General features: G+C 42.4%; 23 protein-coding genes. 13 read left to right on the forward strand and 10 right to left on the reverse strand.

All coding sequences use genetic code 11. The features are described from left to right. Positions 1–34: 34 nt before the first annotated feature. Genes lpxA through IEV61_RS11060 form a run of 4 tightly spaced genes read right to left on the reverse strand, consistent with a single transcriptional unit; the run spans position 35 to position 4,571 of the window. Positions 35–817 (reverse strand): acyl-ACP--UDP-N-acetylglucosamine O-acyltransferase, encoded by a 783-nt coding sequence (gene lpxA, locus IEV61_RS11045; RefSeq protein ID WP_188416590.1) that lies wholly within the window; start codon positions 815–817, stop codon positions 35–37. A 3-nt stretch (positions 818–820) separates the two neighbouring features. Next, on the reverse strand, positions 821–2,218 hold the full coding sequence (locus IEV61_RS11050) for a bifunctional UDP-3-O-[3-hydroxymyristoyl] N-acetylglucosamine deacetylase/3-hydroxyacyl-ACP dehydratase (RefSeq protein ID WP_188416592.1): 1,398 nt from the start codon (positions 2,216–2,218) through the stop codon (positions 821–823). 16 nt (positions 2,219–2,234) lie between these two features. After that, a complete protein-coding gene (lpxD, locus tag IEV61_RS11055) occupies positions 2,235–3,287 on the reverse strand; it encodes a UDP-3-O-(3-hydroxymyristoyl)glucosamine N-acyltransferase (RefSeq protein ID WP_188416594.1) in 1,053 nt (350 codons plus the stop codon). 57 nt (positions 3,288–3,344) lie between these two features. Beyond that, a complete protein-coding gene (locus tag IEV61_RS11060; RefSeq protein ID WP_188416596.1) occupies positions 3,345–4,571 on the reverse strand; it encodes an HD domain-containing protein in 1,227 nt (408 codons plus the stop codon). 141 nt (positions 4,572–4,712) lie between these two features. Here IEV61_RS11060 and porX point away from each other — a divergent pair, with 141 nt between their 5' ends. From porX to IEV61_RS11085, 5 genes are all read left to right on the forward strand, one after another. After that, the gene (porX, locus tag IEV61_RS11065) at positions 4,713–6,263 is read left to right on the forward strand and encodes a T9SS response regulator signal transducer PorX (RefSeq protein WP_188416598.1); all 1,551 of its coding nucleotides are present in this window, start codon (positions 4,713–4,715) and stop codon (positions 6,261–6,263) included. A gap of 17 nt (positions 6,264–6,280) precedes the next feature. After that, the gene (locus IEV61_RS11070; RefSeq protein WP_188416599.1) at positions 6,281–6,478 is read left to right on the forward strand and encodes a hypothetical protein; all 198 of its coding nucleotides are present in this window, start codon (positions 6,281–6,283) and stop codon (positions 6,476–6,478) included. Next, entirely contained in the window at positions 6,465–6,845 is a 381-nt protein-coding gene (locus IEV61_RS11075) for a type II toxin-antitoxin system VapC family toxin (protein ID WP_188416600.1), read from the forward strand. Before IEV61_RS11070 ends, IEV61_RS11075 begins: the two co-directional genes overlap by 14 nt. Then, positions 6,826–7,257 (forward strand): tRNA (adenosine(37)-N6)-threonylcarbamoyltransferase complex ATPase subunit type 1 TsaE, encoded by a 432-nt coding sequence (gene tsaE / locus IEV61_RS11080; protein WP_188416605.1) that lies wholly within the window; start codon positions 6,826–6,828, stop codon positions 7,255–7,257. Before IEV61_RS11075 ends, tsaE begins: the two co-directional genes overlap by 20 nt. A gap of 70 nt (positions 7,258–7,327) precedes the next feature. Further along, positions 7,328–8,554 (forward strand): alanine dehydrogenase, encoded by a 1,227-nt coding sequence (locus IEV61_RS11085; protein ID WP_188416607.1) that lies wholly within the window; start codon positions 7,328–7,330, stop codon positions 8,552–8,554. Positions 8,555–8,559: 5 nt separating this feature from the next. On the opposite strand, the gene IEV61_RS11090 is transcribed toward IEV61_RS11085, so the two are convergent. Further along, positions 8,560–9,156: a phosphoglycerate mutase family protein gene (locus tag IEV61_RS11090; RefSeq protein ID WP_188416609.1), complete on the reverse strand. Its 597-nt coding sequence runs from the start codon at positions 9,154–9,156 to the stop codon at positions 8,560–8,562. 85 nt (positions 9,157–9,241) lie between these two features. Here IEV61_RS11090 and IEV61_RS11095 point away from each other — a divergent pair, with 85 nt between their 5' ends. Next, positions 9,242–10,228, forward strand: a complete 987-nt coding sequence (locus tag IEV61_RS11095) for a YihY/virulence factor BrkB family protein (protein ID WP_188416611.1) — start codon at positions 9,242–9,244, stop codon at positions 10,226–10,228. Positions 10,229–10,400: 172 nt separating this feature from the next. Next, a complete protein-coding gene (locus tag IEV61_RS11100) occupies positions 10,401–11,567 on the forward strand; it encodes an aspartyl protease family protein (protein WP_188416613.1) in 1,167 nt (388 codons plus the stop codon). Between the two features lie 60 nt (positions 11,568–11,627). Here IEV61_RS11100 and IEV61_RS11105 read toward each other — a convergent pair whose 3' ends face one another. Further along, positions 11,628–11,900, reverse strand: a complete 273-nt coding sequence (locus IEV61_RS11105; RefSeq protein WP_188416615.1) for a hypothetical protein — start codon at positions 11,898–11,900, stop codon at positions 11,628–11,630. Between the two features lie 409 nt (positions 11,901–12,309). Between IEV61_RS11105 and IEV61_RS11110 the strand changes: the two genes are divergently transcribed. Together IEV61_RS11110 and IEV61_RS11115 are read left to right on the forward strand one after the other, a co-directional pair. Continuing rightward, positions 12,310–15,333: an outer membrane beta-barrel protein gene (locus IEV61_RS11110; protein ID WP_188416617.1), complete on the forward strand. Its 3,024-nt coding sequence runs from the start codon at positions 12,310–12,312 to the stop codon at positions 15,331–15,333. 75 nt (positions 15,334–15,408) lie between these two features. Further along, entirely contained in the window at positions 15,409–16,251 is an 843-nt protein-coding gene (locus tag IEV61_RS11115) for a DUF2911 domain-containing protein (protein WP_188416619.1), read from the forward strand. A gap of 79 nt (positions 16,252–16,330) precedes the next feature. On the opposite strand, the gene lnt is transcribed toward IEV61_RS11115, so the two are convergent. From lnt to rsmI, 3 genes are all read right to left on the reverse strand, one after another. Continuing rightward, positions 16,331–17,953, reverse strand: coding sequence for an apolipoprotein N-acyltransferase (gene lnt / locus IEV61_RS11120; RefSeq protein ID WP_188416620.1), 1,623 nt, complete (start codon positions 17,951–17,953; stop codon positions 16,331–16,333). Between the two features lie 85 nt (positions 17,954–18,038). Then, positions 18,039–19,601: a PAS domain-containing sensor histidine kinase gene (locus tag IEV61_RS11125; RefSeq protein WP_188416622.1), complete on the reverse strand. Its 1,563-nt coding sequence runs from the start codon at positions 19,599–19,601 to the stop codon at positions 18,039–18,041. A gap of 132 nt (positions 19,602–19,733) precedes the next feature. Then, on the reverse strand, positions 19,734–20,408 hold the full coding sequence (gene rsmI, locus IEV61_RS11130; protein ID WP_188416624.1) for a 16S rRNA (cytidine(1402)-2'-O)-methyltransferase: 675 nt from the start codon (positions 20,406–20,408) through the stop codon (positions 19,734–19,736). Positions 20,409–20,553: 145 nt separating this feature from the next. Here rsmI and serS point away from each other — a divergent pair, with 145 nt between their 5' ends. Beyond that, positions 20,554–21,825: a serine--tRNA ligase gene (gene serS, locus IEV61_RS11135; protein ID WP_188416626.1), complete on the forward strand. Its 1,272-nt coding sequence runs from the start codon at positions 20,554–20,556 to the stop codon at positions 21,823–21,825. Positions 21,826–21,965: 140 nt separating this feature from the next. Here the strand turns inward: serS and IEV61_RS11140 are convergent, their stop codons facing one another. Next, the gene (locus IEV61_RS11140; protein WP_188416628.1) at positions 21,966–22,244 is read right to left on the reverse strand and encodes a hypothetical protein; all 279 of its coding nucleotides are present in this window, start codon (positions 22,242–22,244) and stop codon (positions 21,966–21,968) included. A gap of 157 nt (positions 22,245–22,401) precedes the next feature. Between IEV61_RS11140 and IEV61_RS11145 the strand changes: the two genes are divergently transcribed. The 3 genes from IEV61_RS11145 (at position 22,402) to nusA (ending at position 25,958) form a co-directional block, all read left to right on the forward strand. Continuing rightward, positions 22,402–24,087 (forward strand): ArnT family glycosyltransferase, encoded by a 1,686-nt coding sequence (locus IEV61_RS11145; protein ID WP_188416630.1) that lies wholly within the window; start codon positions 22,402–22,404, stop codon positions 24,085–24,087. 165 nt (positions 24,088–24,252) lie between these two features. Continuing rightward, positions 24,253–24,720, forward strand: coding sequence for a ribosome assembly cofactor RimP (rimP, locus tag IEV61_RS11150; RefSeq protein ID WP_188416632.1), 468 nt, complete (start codon positions 24,253–24,255; stop codon positions 24,718–24,720). Between the two features lie 2 nt (positions 24,721–24,722). Continuing rightward, complete coding sequence (gene nusA, locus IEV61_RS11155) at positions 24,723–25,958, forward strand: transcription termination factor NusA (protein ID WP_188416634.1); 1,236 nt, start codon at positions 24,723–24,725, stop codon at positions 25,956–25,958. Positions 25,959–26,010: the final 52 nt, after the last annotated feature.

Genomic DNA, 26,010 nt, shown 5'->3' on the forward strand with positions numbered 1-26,010 from the left:
TGGTCTATGGACTATTGACCATGGACCAAAAAAACTACGAATTACCAAACCCCTTCATGATACCGCGCTGCGAGCTTTGGATGAAGTTCAGGATCTCGTCGCGCTCGGCCGTTGGGCGAAAATCGGCTTCGATAATCTCCATGGCCTTGGTTACGTTGCTGTTCTTAACGAACATGGTACGGTATATATCCTGTATCTCGTTAATCTTTTCTTCGCTAAAGCCCCGGCGGCGTAAGCCTACCGAGTTTATACCTGCGTAAGAAAGGGGTTCGCGGGCAGCCTTTACATAAGGCGGAACATCTTTACGCACCAAAGAACCTCCGGTTACAAAGGCATGCGAACCTACGCTGCAAAACTGGTGAATAGCCACCATACCCGCCAGTACCACATAATTACCCACGGTAACGTGGCCTGCAATGGTGGTGTTATTAGAGAAAATGCAGTTATCGCCAATAACACAATCGTGCGCTACGTGGCAGTAAGCCATAATTAAGCAATTGCTGCCAATCTCGGTTTTCCAGTGGTCTTTAGTACCGCGGTTAATGGTAACGCATTCGCGAATGGTGGTATTATCGCCAATAACCGCTTGTGTATTTTCGCCCTTAAACTTTAAGTCTTGTGGTATGGCCGATATAACAGCACCCGGAAATATACGGCAGTTTTTGCCAATACGGGCGCCATCCATAATGGTAACATTTGATCCTATCCATGATCCTTCGCCAATTTCCACATCCTTATGGATGGTAACAAAAGGTTCAATCACGACGTTATCCGCAATTTTGGCCTGCGGATGGATATATGCTAATGGCTGGATCATGCGCTATTTATATTTTACAATTTGTGCCATTAGTTCGGCTTCAACAACTATTTTTTCGCCCACCATACCAATGCCTTTCATTTGGGCAATGCCACGGCGTATAGGCGCAATAAGGTCGCATCTAAAAATAAGGGTATCGCCCGGCAACACCTTATCTTTAAAACGGGCATTTTCTATTTTCAGGAACAAGGTAAGCCAATTTTCCGGATCGGGAACGGTATTTAATACCAATATACCACCGGTTTGTGCCATAGCCTCAATTTGCAGCACACCAGGCATTACCGGTGCACCCGGAAAGTGGCCCACAAAAAAGGGTTCGTTCATGGTAACAGCCTTTAAACCAACTACGTGGGTTTTGGTTAGTTCCAATATTTTGTCAACCAGCAGCATAGGCGGGCGGTGTGGCAAAATCTCCATGATCTGTACCGTATCGTAAACCGGCTTAGCGTTAGGGTTATACACCTTTACATGCTTGCGGCTGCGTTCTTTCTTAATTAAAGCTTTGATTTTTTTAGCAAAGGCTACGTTAGCAGCATGGCCCGGACGCGCTGCCATAATGTGACCACGCAACGGTACACCTACCAAAGCTAAATCGCCTATCATATCCAGCAGCTTGTGGCGGGCCGGCTCGTTTTGGTAACGCAGCTCTATATTGTTTAAGATGCCTTGCGGGGCAACGTCAATATCTTCCCGGTTAAACAGCTTGGCTAAATGTGCCAGCTCTTCGGCATCTACATGCTTATCAACTACTACAATGGCATTGTTAATATCGCCACCTTTAATGAGGTTATGCTTCATCAGCATTTCCAACTCATGCAAAAAGCAAAAAGTGCGGCAGCTGGCCACTTCTTTTTTAAACTCGGCAATAGAAGAGATGGTAGCATGTTGTGTACCCAAAACCGGCGAGTTATAGTCTACCATACAGGTAAAGCGGTAGTCGTCATCCAAAGGCATGGCCACCATTTCTACCTTACGGTCGGTTTCAGAATAATGTATATTGTAGGGGATGTGATAATATTCGCGGTCGGCGTCCTGTTCCTGGTAACCTGCTTCGAGCAAAGCATCCACAAACGGCATCGAGCTGCCATCCATAATTGGTGTTTCGGGGCCGTCAAGGTCAACCAATACATTGTCGAACTCAAGGCCTACCAACGCAGCCAGCACATGCTCTACAGTACTCACGCTGGCGCCATTTTGGGTAAGGGTGGTGCCTCTCGAAGTATCGGTCACGTTGTCAACGTCTGCATCAATAATTGGGCTGCCTTCCAGGTCTACCCGTCTGAATTTGAATCCGTGATTTTCGGGTGCCGGGTTAAAGGTCATGGTAACCCGTTCGCCGGTATGCAGCCCTGTACCCGATACGGCAACCGGGGCTTTAATGGTTCTTTGCTTTACGTTCATATACTTGGTCAGCTGCTCAGTGGATAATTTCCTGCTTATTGCGCAGCTCAGCAATAGTTTTTTCTAATTCGTCTATTCGTTTTTTGAGTTCGGGCAACTGGTGTACAATTAGCTGCGAACGTAAAAAGCCCTGGTAGGGTTGCACAAGCACTCCACCCCACTTTTTCCCTTCTTCTTCAATACTTTTATTCACACCTGTTTGCGCCTGTATTTGTGTGCCCTTAGCAATGCTAATATGGCCAACCACACCTACCTGCCCACCCATAATAACGTTTTCGCCAATTTTGGTACTGCCCGATATACCGGTTTGAGCGGCGATAACGGTATTGGCACCAACCTCGGCGTTGTGTGCTATCTGTATCAGGTTATCCAGCTTTACACCTTTGTGTATCACGGTAGAACCCATAGTAGCCCGGTCAATAGTAGTATTGGCGCCAATTTCTACATCGTCTTCAATAACTACGTTGCCTATCTGGCTTATTTTATTGTAGGTACCGGTAGCTGTAGGTGCAAACCCAAAACCGTCGCTGCCTATAACCGCACCTGCATGAATAATTACATTATTACCTACCACGCAATCGGCGTATATTTTAGCACCCGCAAATAAGGTTACATTATCGCCCAAAATTACATTATCTCCCACATAACTGTTAGGATATATTTTGCAATTATTACCCACTTTGGCTTCGGTGCCAATATAAGCAAAAGCACCGATGTAAGCATTTTGACCAATAACCGCCGATGGGTTAATAAAGGAGGGTTGCTCTATGCCTGTTTTGTTGAGTTTTAATGTGTTATATTTTTCGAGCAATACCGAAAAAGCACTGTATGCATTCTCTACTCTTATAAGCGTAGCCTTAACCGGCTCAGTAAGCACCAGGCTATTGTTTACAATTACCACTGATGCCTGCGTATGGTACAGAAACTGCTCATACTTAGGATTGGCTAAAAATGACAATGCACCTGCCGAAGCCTCTTCTATCTTAGCCAGCTTACTGATGGTGACCGTTGGGTCGCCTTCAATACTTCCATTCAGCATCAAGCCTATATCCTGTGCGGTAAATTGCATCGGGCAAATTTAAAGGTTAAAAGTTAAGCAACAAATTATAAACATAGTGTTAACAGGCTATATTAAATCTTTAGTATAGCAAAAGATATATTTTTCTACAGTTTTGGCCAAAGCCTCCAAATTTGAGTTGTCGCTGGCTGTAGTAATATCCTTTATCGTGCCACCTTTCATAAGTATTTTTATATCTGTATCTCCTACTTTATAAGCATTGTTACTTATGGTATCTGTAAAGACGAAATAACCGGCATCTTCGAAACAGATATGATACTTTTCCATCGCTTTTTGGCGTAGTTCTTCAACCCTAAAGGCATCAGGTTTGGTGTTGGTAATATCTACATGGTATAAACGCCGCTGTATAAAGCTTTCGCATAACCTGGCTAAAACCGTGTCGGTATGGCGCGTCCAAACCTTAACGGCCGACATTACATCCGTGTCATCCAAACAGGTAAAGGTTTCTATATGATGCTCTTCGTGCTCAAACTGTTCCTTTGTGATGCTATTGACCAGGAAATGGTTTAATGCCGGTGTAGAAAAAAGTTGTTCGCCCTTTAAAGACAGCTCCCGGGCACGCTGTAATATCTTACCCAGCATTTGCTCTCCCGAGGTTACGGTTTTGTGCAAATACACCTGCCAGTACATTAAACGGCGGGCCACCAAAAACTTCTCAATGGAGTAAATACCCTTTTCTTCTACCACAATGGTATCGTTCACCACGTTCAGCATTTTAATAATGCGTTCGGAGCTGATTACTCCCTCAGATACTCCTGTATAGAAGCTATCGCGGTTCAGGTAATCTAACCGGTCCATATCCAGCTGGCTCGATACCAGTTGATGCAGGAACCTTTTAGGGTAAGTGTCGTTAAAAATGTGGATAGCCATGGTGAGCGTTCCATTGAAAACGACGTTAAGCCGGTTCATGAGCAGGGTAGAAATATCCTCATGATCAATACCCTGTACAATGTTTTTTTCGAGCGCATGCGAAAATGGGCCGTGGCCAATATCATGCAGCAAAATGGCAATCATAACGGCTTCCTGTTCTTCGGTGGTGAGCTCCTGGCCCTTATCTGTCAGGGTATTTATGGCCAAACTCATAAGGTGCATAGCACCCAATGCATGATGAAAACGTGAATGCAGGGCGCCGGGATAAACCAAATGCGTCATGCCCAATTGTTTGATGTAGCGCAGCCGCTGAAAATAGGGATGCTCTATCAGGTCAAAAACCAGTTCGGTGGGTATGCTGATGAATCCGTAAACCGGATCGTTGATGATTTTTTTCTTATTCAAGCCTAATGCTTTATGGTTTGCAAAAGTGTTAAATTAACGTAAGCTATAAAGTATAAATTTGTTATTTTTTGTTAAGACGCTATAAATTTGACAACAAAACGGTAGGTTAGAAGTTATAATTTGAACATATATTAAGATACCATGCAAGAAACTACCATACTTTGGGCCGACGACGAAATTGATTTACTCAGACCTCATATTTTATTTTTAAACGAAAAAGGCTATAAAGTTAAAACGGTAACCAATGGATCTGATGCGCTGGAAGCTTTTCGCGCCGATTATTATGACCTTGTTTTTTTGGATGAAAATATGCCGGGCTTAACCGGACTGGAGACTCTTACCCAAATAAAGGCTATTAATGCCGATGTGCCTATCGTGCTCATTACCAAGAATGAAGAAGAGCCTATGATGGAAGATGCCATTGGTTCTAAAATAGATGATTATTTGATTAAGCCGGTTAACCCTAAGCAAATATTGCTTACCATAAAAAAACTGACCGAGAACAAGCGCCTGGTTACTGAAAAAACAACCATGGCTTACCAGCAGGATTTCAGACAGTTGGGCATGACCCTGAACGATAATTTAAGTTACCAGGAATGGGTAGATGTTTATAAAAAACTTATTTACTGGGAGCTGGAACTGGAGAAGCTGGAAGATGCCGGTATGCACGAAATACTAACCCTGCAAAAGGCCGAAGCCAACGTACAGTTTTGTAAGTACATAGAAAAGAACTATATCAGCTGGTTAAAAACGCCCGAAAATGCACCATTGTTATCGCACCAATTGGTTAAACAAAAAGTGTTTAACAAAATGGATAGCACCCCGGTGTTCTTCATTTTGATAGATAACTTGCGTTATGATCAGTTCAAGATCATTAACCCTATTATTTCAGAGTACTTCCGTATGGAAGAAGAAGATACTTATTACAGTATTTTACCTACTGCCACACAATATGCCCGTAATGCTATTTTTGCCGGTCTGATGCCGCTGGATATGGAGAAACGTTTCCCTGGCATGTGGCAAAACGATGAAGACGAAGGTGGAAAGAACCTGCATGAAGAGGCTTTTTTGGCCGATAATATTAAACGTACTTTACGTAAAGACTGCAAGTTTTCATACCACAAAATACTGAACATTGATGAAGGTCGCTCGCTGAACGATTCAGTGAATAACCTGATGAAAAATGAGCTGAACGTAGTGGTGTATAATTTTGTGGATATGCTATCGCATGCCCGTACCGATATGCAGATGATACGCGAACTGGCCAGCGATGATGCCGCTTACCGCTCGTTAACCTTGTCATGGTTTGAGCACTCGCCGTTATTAGATTTATTGAAGTTTCTTTCTACCAAGCAAGTGAAGGTAGTTATCACAACTGACCATGGTACCATTCGCGTAAAAAACCCTAGCAAGATCATTGGTGATAAGAACACGAACACCAACCTGCGTTACAAACAAGGTAAAAACCTGAACTTTAACGCCAAAGATGTATTGCACATTCGTAACCCGCACGATGCCATGCTGCCTAAGCTGCATGTAAGTTCAAGTTTTGTATTTGCCAAGGGCGATAGCTACTTTGTGTACCCTAACAATTATAACCACTTTATGAACTTTTATAACGAAACCTTCCAGCATGGTGGTATTTCGTTAGAAGAAATGATCATACCGGTGGTAACTTACGTGTCGAAGTAAAATTTGTATATTTGGGTATGGTAGTGGAAATTAAAAGCACAGATACGCCACAAGAAGTGGATAAAAAGCTTCAGGCTATTATGCAAGCAAGTGAACAGAAGCAGTTGATCGCAGCTAATGAGCGCAGAGAAAGATTGATGAAATGTTTTGGCGCCATAAAATCTGACTTAGACCCGTTAGAAATACAAAAACAGTTACGGAGTGAATGGGATTAAATTACTGGTAGATAGTAACATTGCTATCTACTTTCTTTTGGGGTATAATGATGTTCAAAAATATTTCTTTGAATCACAAACCGGCTTGTCTTTCATATCTGAATTAGAGCTTTTGTCTAACCCCTACTTTAAAGAACAGGAATTTGAAAGTGTAAGGTATCTAATATCTCAACACGACGTAATAGCTTACCAACCCGAACTAAAAGAGATCATAATAAATATTCGTTCAAAAAAGAAAGTTAAAATTCCGGATGCAATCATTGCTGCAACGGCCATTTACCTCAATGTTCCATTAGTATCGGCCGATAAAGGTTTTCATGGTATTGACGGTTTAGATTTGATTTTACATGACCCCGCCAGTAAATAATTTATCTATTGCCGCTCTTGCTGAGCTTCCTGCTGCTGCCCAGTCCTTGCTTAACTTTGCCGGCGATCAAAAAATTTTTTTGTTCTATGGCGATATGGGGGCGGGTAAAACTACTTTCATCAAAGCATTATGTGAACAATTAGGTGTAAAAGAACCCGTTACCAGCCCTACATTCTCTATTGTAAATGAGTATATGGGCAGCACTGCTCAAGTATATCATTTTGATTTTTACCGTTTGAAGAGTCAGGACGAAGCGCTGGATATGGGTTATGAAGAATACTTTTATTCGGGCAATTATTGCCTGATAGAGTGGCCCGAAAAAATACCCGATCTGTTGCCCCATCATTACATCAAAGTGAGTATAACGTTGCAAGAGCAACAAAGCAGGCTGTTCACCTTTGAAAGTATTTAACCATCGTTTGTGTAAATTTGCTTATCTTCATCAGCCTTATTGAGGGGCAGAGATTGAAATATATTGAGATATGAGTTCAGGGTTATATAGTGGATTTTCGGATGTGGCCAAACAAGCCATGATGCAACCACAGGAATCGATGCTGGAAACCAAAAGCAAAAAAAACAAGCTTTATATTGGTATTCCGCGCGAGATCTCTTTCCAGGAAAACCGTATTACCTTAACCCCGCTTTCGGTAGCCTTACTGGTAAATAACGGGCACGATGTATTGCTGGAAACCAATGCCGGTAAAGCCGCTAACTTTTTAGATAACCATTATAGCGAGCAGGGTGCACAAATTGTGTACGATATAAAAAAGGTTTACGAAGCCGACATTATCATTAAAGTAGCGCCGCCCACCATGGCAGAAATTGAAATGATGAAGCCAGGCCAGATACTCATCTCTACCCTTCAAATCTCTACCCTAAAAGCAGATTGCCTGCAGGCGCTCATCAATAAAAAAATAACCGCACTTTCTTTCGAACATCTGCGCGATGAAGGCAATGTATTGAGCGTGGTACGCGCCATGAGCGAAATTGTGGGTGCCACCTCTATATCAATAGCAGCAGAATACCTGAGCAATGTTTTTGGCGGAAAGGGCTTAATGCTGGGAGGCATAACCGGTGTGCCACCAACCGAAATTGTAATTTTAGGTGCAGGTACCGTGGGCGAATATGCTGCGCGTACAGCTATTTCTTTAGGTGCCGAGGTAAAGGTGTTTGACCCTTCTATTTACAAGCTACGTAGATTGCAGAATAACATCGGCAGCCGGGTATTTACTTCGGTTATACAGCCTATCGTATTAGAGAAAGCAATAACCACTTGCGATGTGGTTATTGGTGCCATGCGTACCGAGGATGGCTACAGTCCGTGCATTGTGAGCGAAGAAACCGTTAGCCGGATGAAACCAAATTCGGTGATCATTGATGTGAGTATAGACCAAGGCGGCTGTTTTGAAACGTCGGAAGTTACCAATCATACACACCCGGTGTTTACCAAATACGAGGTGATTCATTACTGTGTGCCTAATATTGCCTCAAGGGTGGCACGTACTGCCACTTACGCATTAACCAATATTTTTACGCCTATTTTGTTGGATATTGGCGAAAAAGGTGGTATCAACAACTTAATTTGGCAAAAGACGGGTGTGCGTAACGCCGTATACATTTACCACGGCCAGCTAACTAACAAGTACCTTGGCGAACGTTTTAACATTCCGTGTAAAGATCTTGATCTGCTTATTGTAGCTAACCGGTAGGGAAATTAATTATTAACTTTAATGGGTGTGTTGGTACCTGGATTCTCACCTTGTGAGAAAGCCGATGGAACCTCTGTAGTATGATGAAGATCGCCGTAGTGGCTAATATTTAGCCTGGCCTTTCCCTTGTCGTCTACAATTACTTTAAACAACATATCATAATCATTGTCCGAAAGCTCTTCAAAAGGCACCTCACAGTTTAGTGCCTTAATCATCGGGATCAGCGTATTAGAATGTCCTACAATCAAGGCATACTTACCTTTGTTTTCAGCAAGCACTCTTTGAGCAACAGCAGTGAGATCCTTGGTGTCGTATATCTCCGGTATTAGTTTGAGTGTGCCTGCCAGTGGCATGGCTGTATTTTGCGTGCGTTTATAGATAGTGCTGTATATATGCCTTATCTTTTCGCGTTTAAGCACCTGCGACAATGCAGAAGCACGCGATTTACCAATAGCAGTTAGGTCAGGGTCGCGATCTGCAGGGTTTGCAGTTTCTTTTTCTGCATGTCTTACCAGCCAAATGGTGGTTTTTTGTGCAAGGGCATCAAAATTGCTTAAGGATAAAGCAGCGATTGATAATATAACAACAATTTTGTTGAACATGGTTAACTGATGTTGGTTTATAAAGGTATTACTAAACTTAAAAGTACTAACATCGAACATATAATTACAATACCCCGGTCCACCTATGAAAGTATTTAGTAAAGAGTATTTAAAAAGTTTATGGAAAGTATTACTTGCTACTTTTGCAGGATTTTCGAGAGATAATGGTTTAAAGCTGAGCGCCTCGCTGGCCTATTATACCATCTTTTCAATTGCCCCTCTTCTGATATTAATACTTTCTTTGGCCGGTATATTTTTAGGCCCCGATTCAGCCAGCAACAAGCTATATGGCCAGATAAATCAGTATGTGGGCGCTGAAGCAGCCAAGCAAATTCAAGATATTATTAAACACCTGCAGTTTTCAGGTAAAAGTGGCATTGCACTGGTGTCGGGCGTTATTACATTGCTAATTGGCGCCAGCAGTTTATTTTTAGAGATACAAGATTCACTAAACACCATCTGGCGTGTTAAAGCCAAGCCTAAAAAAGGTTGGGTTAAAATGCTGCAAAACCGTTTTATCTCTTTTTCCCTCATTATAAGTTTAGGCTTCCTGTTGCTGGCTTCTTTACTGGTCAATATTATTGTAAGTGCTATTAGTACCAGGTTGAGCCGCTTTTTGCCCGAAATTACCGAACGCCTTATCGAGATCGTAAATCTTGGTGTTTCGTTCATCGTAATATCTATCTTGTTCGGTATTATCTTTAAGTTTTTGCCAGATGTAAAAATTAAATTTAAGGATGTACGCTCCGGGGCTATTTTTACGGCTATATTATTTATGTTAGGTCAGTTTGTGATTAGCCTGTATTTGAAATACTCAGCCCAAGGGTCTGCCTACGGGGCCGCAGGATCTATTATTGTATTGTTGGTTTGGGTGTATTATACGGCCGCCATACTTTACATTGGTGCCGAGTTTACCCAGGTATACGCAGAGGCCAACTGTAGCACCATTGAACCGGCGGATTATGCCGTACATGTGCAACAAACTGAAATAGAAAGGGAAGTAGACAAGCTGCCACCTCAAAACCCTCAGATAAAGGGAGAACTTGCAGACGAAAGCAAGAAGGGCAGCTAAACCAATCGCTCATCCATTTTTATTATAATCCAATTTATTACCCGCAATATTTGCTTATAAAATACTGTAATGTTTATTGTAACTTTATGGTACCAATTATAATGCAGTGTTCCGGGTAATAGTTATATGTAGGTATCTATTATTGATACCTGTTTTGATTTGCCATTTTACTTTGGCAAACGCACAGTACTTTGCCCTGGCCGGTCATCAAAAAAAGGCACGGCTCCGCTTTCAAATGGTGCGCGATCTTATCATTATTCCGCTTTACATCAATCAAAAAGGCCCCTTTAATTTTGTACTCGATTCAGGTGTAGGCCTAATGATTATTACCGATCCAAAATTGGTAGATTCTATAGATGTGAATACTAAGCGTACCCTTAAACTCTATGGGGCCGGTAATGCAATTAGTTATGAAGCTTATGCTACATCGGCGCTGGATATTGTTATACCCGGCGGACTGGTGGGCAGATACGTTTCGGCGGCTATATTTAAGGAAGACCATTTTGGACTCTCTAACTATACGGGCATGCCAATTCATGGCTTGCTGGGCTATGAATTTTTTTCACAGCTGGCGGTAAAGCTCAATTTTTCTGATAGTACACTCATTGCTGCTGATCCGGGTTCATTTAAGCCTTTTAAAAGAGGGGTTGAGCTTCCCATTAGTATAGAGGAGCGAAAACCCTATATTAAAACCAATATTATGATGCCGGATGGCTGCCTGGCCGAACATAAGTTTATTGTTGATTTAGGGGCCACTCATCCCTTATCGTTAAATAATAAAGACTTCCACAGCGAATCAGTACAAAAATCAATTGTGGCTAATATTGGCATGGGCTTAACCGGGCCTGTTGTTGGGGTATTAAGCCGTATAAATGAAATTGATTTAGGCAAATACATGTTCAAAGATGTAATTACATCTTTTCCCGATGCTAATATTCATGTAGGTTACATCGTACCGCGCGATGGGAACCTGGGCCTGGGTTTACTTAAGCGGTTTAATATGGTTGTAGATTATAGCAAGGGTAAGATGTACCTGAAAGCCAACTACCGGTTTAAAGAACCTTTTGAGCATGATATGACAGGCTTAGAATATTATGCCGGTGGCGATGATTTGAAACGGGTTATTATAAGCCGTGTAGAACCAGGATCGGCGGGAGAGGAAGCCGGTTTTAAAGAGAACGACGAAATAACGGCCATCAATTTAAAATCAATTTCTCAATTAGGTATCATGGATGTAGACCGGATGTTCAGGTCGAAGGCGGAGCGAAGCTTAATTATAGAATACCGCCGTAAAGAAACTTTTTATTCAACTATTATAACGCTAAAGCGCCGCATATAAATAAACAGCATGCTTATTATTTTATTAATAAGCATGCCTAAGTATTTTTCATACCCTTCATTACTTCAGCTGGCTAATATTATCGTAAAAAGCGGTTTGCAGGTCAAGTAACGATCTTACTTTCAAGGTTTCGCCATAAGGGTCAAAACAAACAAAGCTCGATTTTTCAGGTTCGCTGGTTTTTGTCTTTTCTAAAAAATTAAAGGTTTCGAAAAAATAATGACGGGTTACTACCTGGTTCTTTTCATTGGTTTGCGATGAATTGAGCCTGAAACCCATTTGATCCATCCAGTTGTGTACGCTGGAGTGCAGGTTGGTGCGCATTGTGTTCATGAGGAAATTTTTTGAAGTTTGTTGCAGGTAGGTTGCTGCAACTGCATTTGTAATTTTTAATTAACCTGCCCTTGCGGCCGGCACATTAACTTCTTAAATTCGATGGTATTTGTCGCATATTTCATGCCATTAATTATACTGAATGTGTTGATAATCAATTTTATACTTAACCTGTATGATGTTTTCATAAAACCTAAATCATCAAGATTAAGTTTTAATATCAGGTTAAGCAGAGTTGCACTATTGGCAGGAACTAAGTATTGGAACAGTACAAAGGGCAAATGGCGATTGCCTGCTTGTAACAATCGTATGATTATTAATTATTTAACTAAAAGAAGTTGAACTTTGTAGTCCGATAAGTGTCATATGGTTGATTTCAATTAATAATACGCAGGTCGCAATAAGATATATGAAAAAAATTCTAATCCTTTTAGCCTTCTTTATAGGCACACTAACTTACGCTGAAGCCCAAACCGGTAGAACTGTATACGGTACAGTGGTTGATTCTACCAAGCAAACTCTGCCCGGAAGCACAGTGAAGTTAACGTCAGATCTTAATGATAATGTTACCACCTCCGTTACCGGCGATGGTAAGTTTTCATTTACAGGTATTAAAGGAACTAAGCTTAACCTAACAGTTACCTCCATAGGTTTTGAAGGATTAATTAAACATTATACCATACCGGCAGGTAACCAACCAGCCGATGTTGGCGCCATCACCTTAAAACCCGAAGCCCGCCAATTAGGTGCAGTTACTGTTGTAGGTACCACCAACCCTGTGGTTATTAAAGAAGACACAGTACAGTACAATATCAAAGCTTTAAATTTAAGGGCCAATGCAACCCTGGAAGATGCCTTGAAAAAGTCGGTTGGGGTTGATGTTGACCCAAGTACAGGTGCTGTTACCGCGCAAGGCCAGGCAGTAACCAAAGTACGTATTAACGGTAAAGATTACATGGGCGGAGACGTAACCTCGCTGACCCGTAACCTGCCGGCCGATTTAGCCGAAAACATGCAAATTGTTGATGATTACGGTGATCAGGCTAATCTTACCGGTATTAAAACTGGCGAGCCGCAAAAAGTACTGAACATTACCATACGTGCAGATAAAAATTATGGTTACTCCTTACAAGCCACAGCGGGCGACGGGCAGGATCTTTTAGCTAAAAATCAGGAAAGCGATATTAACTCTTTACCAAAACAAGAAAACCAAAACCGCTATTTGGGTTCTTTAAATTACTTTAAGTTTAAAGGCAACCAACAGATATCCATCTTGGGAAATATTAACAATACCAACCTTAACACCTTCTCTTTTGGCGGCGGTGGCGGTGCCGGCGGTAACTTTGGTGGCGGTGGCGGCGGTGGTGGTCGTGGTAATGCGTCACGTGGCTCTGGCGGCGCAACAAGCAATCAAAATGGTATTACCACTGCCCGTTCTATCGGGGGTAATTACCGCGATCAATGGGGTAAAAACCTGGCAGTTTATGGCAGTTATAGCTTTGCCGATAATGATACCTACACCACCAGTAACATCATACAACAGAACAACATCAGAAGCAGCAATGGTTCAACCATTACCAGCAACACCAATCAAAGCAGCATTCAAAACGATAACAATATTAATCACCGCTTTACCTTTAACCTCGAATACAAGCCTGATACCGTAAACTACTTAAAGGTAACACCTACACTTTCGTATGGCAAATCGCTTACTACATCCACAGAGCAAGTAGCACAGGTATCTACAGACGCTACACGTAATTTGGCTTACAACAGTACCACTTATGCTAATTCATCATCTCCTAATGCTGGTATAACTGCATTATATAACCACCGCTTTAACAGCCGTGGCCGCAACCTGAGCTTGTTTCTTACTGGCAATACCAGCAAGAATGACCAGGCTCAGAACCCTATTTATGTGTATACCCAGGGCACAACAGGTGTGCCTGCCAATCAGTTAATTGATGTAAACAGCAGAACCGATGCTGCCGGGGCTACGGTATCTTATATTGAACCATTGAGCCGCGTATCATTCTTAGAATTTAACTACGCCTACAATCGTTCATATACTACAAGTGATAAACTTACACAGAGCTTTCTAACAGGAACAGGATACACCTTTGATCCTGATTTTAGCAATAACTTCAACTTTACTTTTACTACACATCGTGCGGGGTTAAGCTTTAGGGTGGTAAAGCCTAAGTACAACTATACTTTAGGTGCAGGTTTACAGCCAGCTATATTAGATGGTAAAAACGAAAATGTGGTTAAAACACCTATCATTATTGATAACGTAACCATTATTCCAACCAATACTCATCAATCAACCGTTAACTTTGCGCCTACGGCACGCTTTGTTTATAATTTTTCACGCAGCCAAACCTTCAGCGCTTTCTATAACGGAAATAACAACCAGCCAACATTTAACCAGTTACAACCCGTTGTAGACAGGTCTAATGCATTATACCCGGTATTAGGTAATCCTTTCCTGAAACCTGAATTTCAAAACACAATATCGTTCCGTTACAATAAATTCAGCTTTCAAACAGGCGATCTGATTTTTACGAACTTGCAGTTTACCCAAACCAATAACAAGATCGTAACCAACTTAATTGCCATACCTAAAAGCGATGCATTAAACAACAATGCATTTTACAGGCCTTTGCAAAACACCAACTTAACCACCTATCAAAACGTAGATGGCTATTACAGTGGCAGTGGCCAAGTTACTTATGCAAAACCTTGGCAAAACCGCAGGTATACGCTATATCTTAGAGGTAGTGTTAGTTATACCAATAACGTAGCCTATGTAGGATCTGTGGATCCGAACACGGCCATTCAGACCTCTGAAAAGAACATTGCCAAGAACTGGAACTATACGCCCGAAATTCGATTCAGAACAGATATTACCAATGTAATTGATGCGCAGTTAGGTACCAGTTATTCTACCAACAAAACCAACAATACCATTGACAACAGCCTGACGGCATTGAATTCAAACTTTAGAACGTGGGCAGTTACACTTACCGGAAAAAACTATTTATGGAAAGACTGGACTGTAAGTTATGATTATTATCATAACAACTTTTATGGCTACCAGGTGCCGGTTAAGCCAACCAATATTTTAAATGGTTACGTAGAACGCCGTTTTCTTAAAAACAATGCGGCTACCATACGTGCCGGTGCTTATGACTTGTTAAACCAAAACAGGGGTTATACCAGCAGTGCAAGCGGTACATCAACCACACAAAGCAGCGTGAACAGGTTAGGCCGTTACTTTTTGGTAACCTTTACCCTGCGGTTACAAAAATTTGCAGGTCGTCCGCAAGGTGGCGACCAAAATGATGGCGGTGGCCGTCGTGGTGGCTTTGGCGGTGGTCCTGGTGGTGGCGGCCCTCCGGGAGGCGGACCGGGCGGACCAACTATTTACTAATAGTGAATGCATCATATAATAGGTAAATTCTCCTGCTAACTATTCTATATCTTTGGTTTATCTAAATCATAGATCATGAAGAGAATATACACGTTAATTCTAGTGCTGCTGGCAGCCGGCAGCACTATTAAAGTACAGGCACAAGGTTTAAAAATGCCCCAGGCCAGTTCGGCACAAACTATTATACAAGAGTTTGGATTAGGCAAAGTTACTGTTGCCTATTCGCGGCCTAACACTAAAGGACGTAAGATATTTGGTGGCTTGGAGCCTTACGGACAGGTATGGCGTACAGGTGCTAATTCGGCCACGGTAATTACCTTTACCGATGATGTGACCATTGAGGGCAACAAGGTTCCTGCCGGCGATTATGCGTTGTTTACCATCCCCAATGCTAATGAGTGGACTATTATTCTTAACAAAACTCCCAAGCAATGGGGAGCTTATGATTATAAACAGGCCGATGATTTTTTGCGCTTTAAAGTAAAAGCCGCCAAAACCGCAGCCCCTGTAGAAACCTTCACCATGCAGTTTGCCAACGTAAAACCTACCACAGCCGACTTAAACCTGGAGTGGGAGCGCACATCTATAACCCTGCATTTAACTACCGAGGTAGACAGCCGCATTATGGCCAGCATTGATGCCGCCATGCAAGGCGAAAAGAAACCTTACTTTGCTGCGGCACAGTATTACTACGAAAATAACAAGGATCTGAACAAAGCATTGGCGTGGATGAACGAAGTAGAAAAATCGGATCCGAAGGCTGTTTACTATAAATACTGGAAAGCCCGTATACAACTAAAAATGGGTGATAAAGCCGGTGCTGTGACCACAGCACAAGAAGGCGTCCGCTTATCTAAAGAAGCAAAGAATGATGAGTATATGCGCTTAAACGAAAGCGTAATAGCTCAGGCTAAGTAACACTATTTAATACTTTCACAAGTAAAAAAAGCTCGTTAAAAGACATTAGATGTTTTTAACGGGCTTTTTTTATCTAAAATTAATTACTTGCTGCCACACGTGGTTTAAACTGGCGGAGTATAATGAACGCAACTCCCAATAATGCAAGTAAGCAACCTGCTTTGGGCAGGTAATCGCCATGCTGGCTGTAAAAGGTAAGCTCCGAATTTAAGTTGATATCTTGCTTTAAAGCGGTTTTAACCCACCAGCTACTTTGCTTCACAATATCGCCTCGTTGGTTTATAAAGGCCGAGATACCCGTATTGGCCGAACGGCACACCCAGCGCCGGTTTTCAATAGCACGTAGTTTAGCGTAATCGAGGTGCTGATCTTTGCCCGAGGTGTTTTCCCACCAGCCATCGTTGGTAATAATAGCAATAAATTGCGCTCCCTTGCGTACCGATTGTGCCACCCAATCGCCCCAAATGGTTTCATAGCAAATTACCGGATCGGCACCAATGCCGCTTTCGGTATAAAATACGCCCGCTTCTTTCTGGCTGCCATATCCACCGGTCGAGCCGCCTAAGTGTGCAAACACCGGCTTCAAGAAACTTAATAATGAACCAAAAGGCAAAGCCTCGGCACCAGGAACCAATTTAGATTTGTGGTAAAATTGAAGTTTATCTGAATTTTCAATGTGTACGGCGGTATTAAAAACATCTACATACTGGTTGCTTTCGGGCATTAGCTGAGCTGTTAGCGTTTGGGCATCTTTATAAAATTTATAGGTAGATACCCCGGTAATGATGTTGCCGTTTTTATACTTATTTAAAAACTTCTTTACTTGCGCATACTCGGGTGTAGAGCCAAGGCGATCTTCATTAATGTCCTGCGCAATGGCTGTTTCGGGCCAGATGAAGTATTCGGTATTGGGTTGTGCCAGCGAATCGGAGAGTTGGGTAAGTGTTTGTATTTCCTGGTAGGCGGGTAAATTAAATTTGGTATAAGGGTCAATATTGGGTTGCACCACCACCACGTTCGATGGGTTTTCCTGCTCCTGGTAGTTGTAATATTGAACTAAAGAAAATCCGAGCGGGATAATTAAAACGGACACTAATGCAATTACCAGTTTTGAGCGGTAAGTCTTGGTTTGCGCCTCACGCAAACTTATATAAAGCAGGAACAAGAGAATGTTACAAGCCCATACCCAAATGGTACCGCCGTAAACGCCGGTATATTCATACCACTGTATCCATTTATGGCTTACGGCAAAACCGTTGCCTAAGGTCATCCACGGAAATTTAAGATCCCAGGTTTGGTGTAGATATTCATAGCCTATCCAAAAGCAAACCAAGGCAGGCAGTGCCCAGGCACGGCCGGTAACCAACCGCATCCTGAAGTAAAGCCAGCAGGCCGCCGCCATTAATAACGGACCTAAAGCATAAGGTATGAGGGTAATAGGGATGGCTATAAGCGGGCCTATGGTTTTCAATGAATTGTATACCCAATATATAGATAGGCTGTTCCAGATGAAAAAGCCGATAAAGGTGGTGGCAAATATGAACTGCCCTTTTTTCTTAACCGGTGCGTTGATGATGTTTTCCATCGCTATGAGCATGGGCACCAGTGCTACAAATAACAGCAGCGTGGTGTATGGCGTTGGCGGCCAGGCAATCCAAAGCAACAGCCCCGAAAATACAGCGAGTAAAAGATTTTTTTTCATGCGATACAAAGAAACGGTGGATTGGGGGCAAAAGTATGACAAAATACTTCCCGGCGTAACTTAATCAGCAGGCGTAAAAGTAAATTTATTCTTCAGCTTTTATCGATGCCGGAAATTTAAGGGTAAACTCGGTACCCGCATCCGGCTCGCTTTCAACCTGTATAGAGCCGCCTAATCTTTCTACCTGCATTTTAACCATAAAAAGGCCAATACCTTTACCTTTTACAGTTTGGTCAAAGCGTTTGTAAAGGCCAAACAGGTGGTTGCCGTATTTCTTCAGGTCTATCCCTTTGCCATTATCTTTAAAGTAGATGTGAATGCAATCGTCTTTTAGCTCAGTTCGGATATTAACCAGCGGCGGCACGCCGGGCCTATGGTATTTTATACTGTTAATAATGAGGTTTTGAAAGATGCTGTACATAAACCCTTTTAAGCTTAAAATTTCTTCCACCTCGTTAAAGTCGCATTTTAACGTAGCATCATTCTTTTGAATAATGGAACTGAGCCCTATTTGTATCTCCTTGAACAGGTGCGATAAGGATACCTTTTCTATTTTATCATTCACCTCATTGTTAACCTGCAAAATTTGGTTAAGGTCACCAATTACATCGTCGAGGTTATCTATAGATTTTGCAAGGGCCTTTAAAATATCTGCGCTTTCCTGGTCTTCGGTCATGGTGTGCTGCAACAGGGTAGACAAACCTGTAATATTGGCGACCGGAGCTCTTAAATTGTGAGAGATGATGTAAGCAAACTGCTCAAGGTCTTTATTACGCTGCACCAGGTCGAGCGTAACTTTTTCACGTTCCAGTTCTGCATTCTTTTGTGCGGTAATATCCCTGAAATTGCATACAATGGCTTTAAAGCTTTCATCGTGCAGCATATTGGTAAACACGCATTCTAACCACAAGTAATACCCTTTACCATGTAACGCACGGCAGGTTACGAAAAAAGCCTCTGCCGGCTTTTTAAGCATCTCTTTAAAAAGCAGCATAACGGCGGGCCTGTCATCAGGATGAACAATGTCAAGCGCACTGGTAACTTCGCGCTCACCTTGTTGCCAGCCATTTATGCGCTCAGCAGATGGGCTGCGGTAAAATACTTTCAGATTTTCATCTAAAAGTGAAATTCCCTCATAGCTGTTTTCGATCAGTTTTCTAAACCTTAGCTCATTGGCTATAATTTGTTCCGTATTTTGCTTTACACGCCTTTCCAGCTCGGTGTTTATCTGCGCCTGCTTTTCTTCTAACAGCTTGCGCTCGGTAAAATCGCGGGTTACTTTGGCAAACCCAATAAGGTGACCACTATCGTTATAAAGTGTGGTTAAAACATTGTTGGCCCAGTAAAGCGTGCCGTCTTTTCTTACCCGCCAACCCTCGCTCTCATACATGCCATGTTTTAAAGCTTGGTTTAAGTTATGCCTTAGCCGCTTTTTCTCGACGTCGTCATTTAAATAAAATATGGAAATATGCCGGCCAATAACTTCATCGGCGCGGTAGCCTTTAATGTGTTGTGCGCCTTCATTCCAGCTTAAAATATAGCCATTAGGATCAACCAAGTAAATGGCATAGTCCTTTACATTAGCAACAAGCAGCTTAAATAGCTTTTCATCAACACTGCCATCGAGTGGTGATTCGTTAATATTCAAAGTCAAGAGAAATAATAGCGGTTTTACGAGGATTTAAACTAATTGGTTATAGTATTAATTAAATCGATGCTATTATAAGAAATTTATCACTTATGTTTAACTGAAAGATAAATTAAAATTGGATTTGACATATTATTGCTTTCCTGCCACACAAATCACAAATTCCCCTTTTACGGGGTGGGTTTCATAATATGCTTTTACCTCATTAACAGTACCTCTAACCGTTTCTTCAAACATTTTGGTCAACTCTCGCGATACAGAGATCTGCCTGTCATCGCCCCAATAGGTGGCTATTTCGTCGAGCGTTTTTAATAACCGGTGCGGCGATTCATATAAAATGATGGTGCGCTCTTCTTCAGCCAAAAATTTGTAACGGGTTTGCCGCCCTTTTTTAAGTGGCAAAAAACCTTCAAAACAAAACTTGTCTGTAGGAAAGCCGGAGTTTACCAACGCAGGCACAAATGCAGTAGCTCCCGGCAGGCATTCCACCGGCAGGTTAAATTTCAACGCTTCGCGCACCAGGAAAAAACCGGGATCGGATATGGCCGGTGTACCCGCATCCGAGATGAGGGCAATATTCTTACCCTCCAGTAAAAACTTTACAATTTCTGAGCTCGACTGGTGTTCATTATGCTGGTGGTGGGCAAACACTTTTTTCTCAATACCAAAGTGCTTAAGCAAGGGGGCCGAGGTACGCGTGTCTTCGGCCAATATAAGGTCGGCTTCTTTTAACACCCGGATTGCCCGGTAGGTCATATCTTCGAGGTTGCCTATAGGTGTGGGTACTAAGTAAAGTTTGCCGGTCATTTTTAGTTGTATGTTGCCTGTTTTCGGTTGCCTGTTGCCTGTGATCTGTATGAGTAAGTATAACTGTCATCAATAATCTGATAACAGGCAACCGAAAACAGACAACTGATTCCCTATCTTTGCGTTGAAAAATCTTAAAAATTCAATGCTGCAAGTTAGTTATATCCGCGATAACAGGGAACAGGTTTTAGAACGTTTGGCTGTAAAAAATTTTAAACAGCCCGAACTGGTTGACGAGATCATCAGGCTTGATGATAACCGCAAGCAAACGCAAAACCGGTTAGACAGTACATCGGCTGAGGCCAATGCTGCTGCTAAACGTATTGGCGAACTGATGCGTACAGGTCAAAAGGCCGAAGCCGACCAGCTGAAATCGCAAACCGGTACCTGGAAAGAGGATATTAAAAGACTTGGCGAGGAGTTAACCAGCATTGAGCAGGAATTACAGCAAAAGATTTTAGTACTACCCAACCTGCCCCACAGCAGCGTACCTAAAGGCGTTGCTGCCGAGGATAACGAAATCGTGCTTGAAAATGGCGAAAAGCCTAACCTGATAGAGAATGCTTTACCCCATTGGGAACTGGCTACTAAATACAACCTTATTGATTTTGAGCTGGGTGTTAAAATAACGGGTGCAGGTTTCCCGGTTTACAAAGGCAAGGGTGCTAAGTTACAACGTGCTTTAATTGCTTTCTTTTTAGATGAAGCCGAAAAAGCCGGTTATAACGAGGTGATGCTGCCGCTGATGGTGAACGAGGCCTCGGGCTTTGGTACCGGACAGTTGCCCGATAAGGAAGGCCAAATGTACTTTGTAGGTCAGGATAACCTTTATTTGATACCTACGGCAGAAGTGCCTATTACCAACCTTTACCGCGATGTTATTTTAAAAGCAGATGAATTGCCGGTAAAAAACACAGGTTATACACCATGTTTCCGCCGTGAGGCTGGTTCTTATGGTGCACATGTACGTGGCTTAAACCGTCTACATCAATTTGATAAGGTAGAAATTGTACAGGTAGTACACCCCGATACATCTTACGATGTTTTAGAGCAAATGAGCACTCACGTGCAAAGCTTGCTGCAAAAGTTAGGTTTGCCTTATCGTGTTTTACGTTTATGCGGTGGCGATATGAGCTTTACGGCTGCTTTAACTTATGATATGGAAACCTGGAGTGCAGCACAGCAGCGCTGGCTGGAGGTATCATCGGTATCAAACTTTGAAACCTACCAGAGCAACCGCCTTAAACTGCGTTTCCGTAATGCCGAGGGTAAAACGCAATTGGCACATACTTTAAATGGTAGTGCCCTGGCATTGCCACGCATTGTAGCTACGCTGTTAGAAAATAATCAAACAGAAAACGGCATAAAGATCCCCGAGGTGCTGGTGCCTTACACTAAGTTCGAGTGGATTAACTAAGCATTCGGGATATTAGGTAGTTTTATAGAATAAATTTGCCTGGGTTTTGGCGATAAGCATAATTGCTTATACCGTTTTAACCCAGGCAAATTTTTAGTTTAATGAGGTGTTGATTCTTAGTCCCATTTTTATTTGAAGTCTTATTGCTGCGGACGGCCATCAGGCTTAGCATTGCCCTCGGTATTGCTGGTAGAATCTTTCTGAGGAGTGCTGCCGTTGCCGTCGCCTTTACCGTTTCTTTTAGCCGTGGTGTCATTGGTCATGGGCGAACCGGTGGTTTCGTTACCGGCATTGGCACCTTCTACCGAGTTCATGGTATCTACACTTCCGCCAATTGTTTTTGGGGCATTGTTTCCCTGGCAGGCTGCAAACGATGCGGTTATTAACGCTAAGGCGGCTATATTTCTTAAGATTTTCATAGTAGTTATTAGTTTATAGTTTTTGTTAAACAGGTGCGTTTGGCTTAATGTTTTGTTGAAATGTGTTTAAGCAGTTCGGGGCTTGTGCTTAAAATAGTAATTTTGCGTTTAATTAGCTCCCGCATATGTACAGTCGGGCCAGCACCAATAGTAATTTATGACGCAAAATCCTATCAATAATAAAACCTGGTTCTGGCTCTTTTTCTCGTTGCTGGTAGCCTACATTTTTGGGTTGTTTGTGCCGCTCATGAATGAGGATGCCTCGCACCATGCCAACATAGCCCTGCACATGGTGCAAAACCACGACTATGTGAACCTGGTTGATGACATGGGTAAAGACTACCTGGATAAACCACATTTGCATTTTTGGTTAACGGCATTGTCATTCAACCTATTTGGCGTAAATACCATTGCTTATAAAATACCGGCCTTTTTAGTAACCATATTAGGTTTATTCTCCACGTTTCGCTTAGGTAAAATATTGTATAACCGTAATGCCGGTTTAATGGCGGCGGTAATTTATGCCAGCGCACAGGCGCAATTTTTAGCTAATAATGATGTACGGATGGATGCCCTGCTTACAGCCAGCATCATATTTGCAACCTGGCAACTGGTGGAGTCGGCCATGAGTACGGCGCGCTGGTATAATTATGTGTTAGCCGCCCTGGGGCTGGCTATGGCTTTTACCACCAAAGGCATGATTGGGTTTGTAATGCCTTGCGCCGCATTGTTCTTTTGGCTTTTGTATCAGCGCAACTGGGGTAAAATGTTTAACTGGCGCTGGCTGCTGGTGTTTGTGCTGTGGCTGGTGTTTATTGCTCCCTGCGTGTACTGCTACTATCTGCAATACGATCTGCATCCCGAAAAAGTAGTACGCGGTATGACGAATGTATCGGGCGTAAAGTTTATTATGTGGCAGCAAAACTTTGAGCGCTTAGAAGGTAAGCATTGGGGTAAAGGACATAAAGATTACTTTTTCTTTTTTCACACCTTGCTTTGGGCATTCCTGCCGTTTTGCCTGCTTACCTATATAGCGTTTTTCGATAAGGTGGCATTCTTTTTCAAAAGTCGCTTTGCTAATCTCAAAAACCAGGAACTGTTAACGGCAGGTACAATCGTTATTATATTTGCCATCATTTCCTCGTCGGGGTACCAATTACCGCATTATTTAAATATCCTGTTTCCGTTCTTCGCTCTTATTACGGCCGGCGTACTATGGGCCAAGTTTGAACAACATCAGGATAAGACACTTAATATTTACTTAAAGGTGCAGTACCTCGTCATTGCTATTGTAGCGGTGTTATTATTGCTGCTTAACTTTTGGTGTTTCCCGGTTCATTCTTCGGCGGTTGCGGGCGTTTCGTTAATTGTACTGGCGACTATGGTTTATGTGTTTATTAAGGAGCGTGGTTTACTGACGCGCTTGGTGGTGCTATCAGTGCTCATGGCCTCGCTTACCAATGTGCTGTTAAATGGTAACGTTTACCAGCAGCTGCTCAATTACCAGGGAGGTATTGGTTTAGCACAAGTGGTTAACCGTAACCATATTCCTAAAGACCGCATCTTTAACTTAGATTTCCATAGTTCGGGGTTCAATTTTTATACACAGCATCTAACCGGCTTTACCAGCATTGATGAAATTAAGGCCAAACGTGCAAAGGGCGAATCCGTATGGATTTATACCACGGCAGGAACTAAAGAATTGATGGAAAAAGCCGGCCTCCAATTTGAAATGGTGTACAGCGATACCGATTTTGGCGTTACCCGCCTTACCAAAGAGTTTTTAAACCCGGCTACCCGTAAGCAGGCCTGTAGTACCGATTATTTGTTGAAGATAAAGTAGAGTTCATGGATCATCGTTTGAGCCCCGTTAAAACCAATCAACCATCATCCATCAACTATGAACTAATATTCTACTTGACTAACAAAAAAATATTTCTTACATTTGTGCATCGAAAGAGGGGACCTGTGTCCCCTCTTTTTATTTATCAATCAAATTTTTGTGGAAATGACTACTGTTGAAAAGAGAGCAACAGAACTGGTTGAAGAAAAGCTGACCGAAAAGCCGGGTGTGTTCTTAGTAAGTGTTAAAATGCACAGTAACGGCAAACTCATCATCTTAATAGATGGCGACAATGGCCTGGGAATAACCGACTGTGTAGATGTAAGCCGCCATGTGGGCTATCACCTTGAAGAAGAAAATGTGGTAGACGAAGCGTATAATCTGGAGGTATCATCGCCTGGTATTGACATGCCGCTTACGCTGCCCCGGCAATATGTTAAAAATGTGGGCAGGCAGGTAGCTATTAAAACTACCGATGGCCGCATACATGAGGGTAAGCTTTTGGCCTTTAACACCGACCACGTACTGATTGAAGAAACAAAAAAAGAAAAAGGTAAAAAAGCGGAGCTGGTGGAAAGCGCCATCCCGGTAGATACTATAACAGAAACCAAAGTTTTAATATCGTTTAAATAAAGATGAGCAATATTAATTTAATTGATTCCTTTCAGGAATTTAAAGATTTTAAGAACATTGACCGCCCAACCATGATGAGTGTGTTGGAGGACGTATTTCGTAGCATGATCCGTAAAAAATACGGTAATGACGAAAACTGTGACGTAATTGTAAACACCGACAATGGTGACTTGGAAATATGGCGCACACGTAAGGTAATGGAAGACGGTTTTTCGGAAGACGACGACCTAGAAATTGAAATTGCCGAAGCCCATAAGTTTGACCCCGATCTGGAAGTTGGCGATGAGTTTGTTGAGCAGATCACTTTAGAAAGCTTTGGCCGCCGTGCTATTTTAGCTGCCCGCCAAACGCTGGTATCTAAAATTTTAGAGCTTGAAAAAGACGAGATCTTCAAGAAATACAAAGACCGTGTAGGCGAGATCATAACCGGTGAGGTTTACCAGGTGTGGAAAAAAGAAACACTGGTGCTTGATGATGAAGGTAACGAGTTGTTACTGCCAAAAACTGAGCAAATACCGGCCGACTACTTTAAAAAAGGCGACAGTGTAAAAGCGGTGGTACATAAGGTAGATATGATGAACACTAATCCTAAGATCATCATCTCACGTACGGCTCCTGAGTTTTTACAACGTTTGTTTGAACTGGAAGTGCCCGAAATTTTTGACGGCTTAATTACCATCAAGAAAATTGTGCGCGAACCTGGCGAGCGTGCTAAAGTGGCCGTAGAGTCTTACGATGACCGTATAGACCCTGTAGGTGCCTGCGTAGGTATGAAGGGCTCACGTATACACGGTATAGTGCGCGAATTAAAGAATGAGAACATTGATGTTATTAACTATACCAATAACATTCAGCTTTATATACAAAGGGCATTATCGCCGGCTAAGATCACTTCTATTAAGTTAGATGATGAGCGCAAAACTGCCGCCGTATATTTAAAGCCCGATCAGGTATCGCTGGCTATTGGCCGTGGTGGTCATAACATTAAGCTGGCCGGTAAGTTAACCGGTTACGAGGTTGATGTGTACCGAGAAGCTGATGTACATGAGGAAGATGTGGATATTGAAGAGTTCTCGGATGAAATAGATGGCTGGATTATTGATGAGCTTAAACGTGTTGGTTTAGACACAGCAAAATCAATTTTGAGCCTGAGTATTGGCGAATTGGTGAAACGTACCGACCTGGAAGAAGAAACCATTAAAGATGTTTTATCAATTCTGCAGGCAGAGTTTGAATAAGCTGAATATATGCCGATAAAAAATCGTAAATTTGCGTATAATAAGCGGAGTA

The organism is Mucilaginibacter galii, from assembly GCF_014635825.1.
In the GTDB taxonomy this organism is placed as follows: domain Bacteria; phylum Bacteroidota; class Bacteroidia; order Sphingobacteriales; family Sphingobacteriaceae; genus Mucilaginibacter; species Mucilaginibacter galii.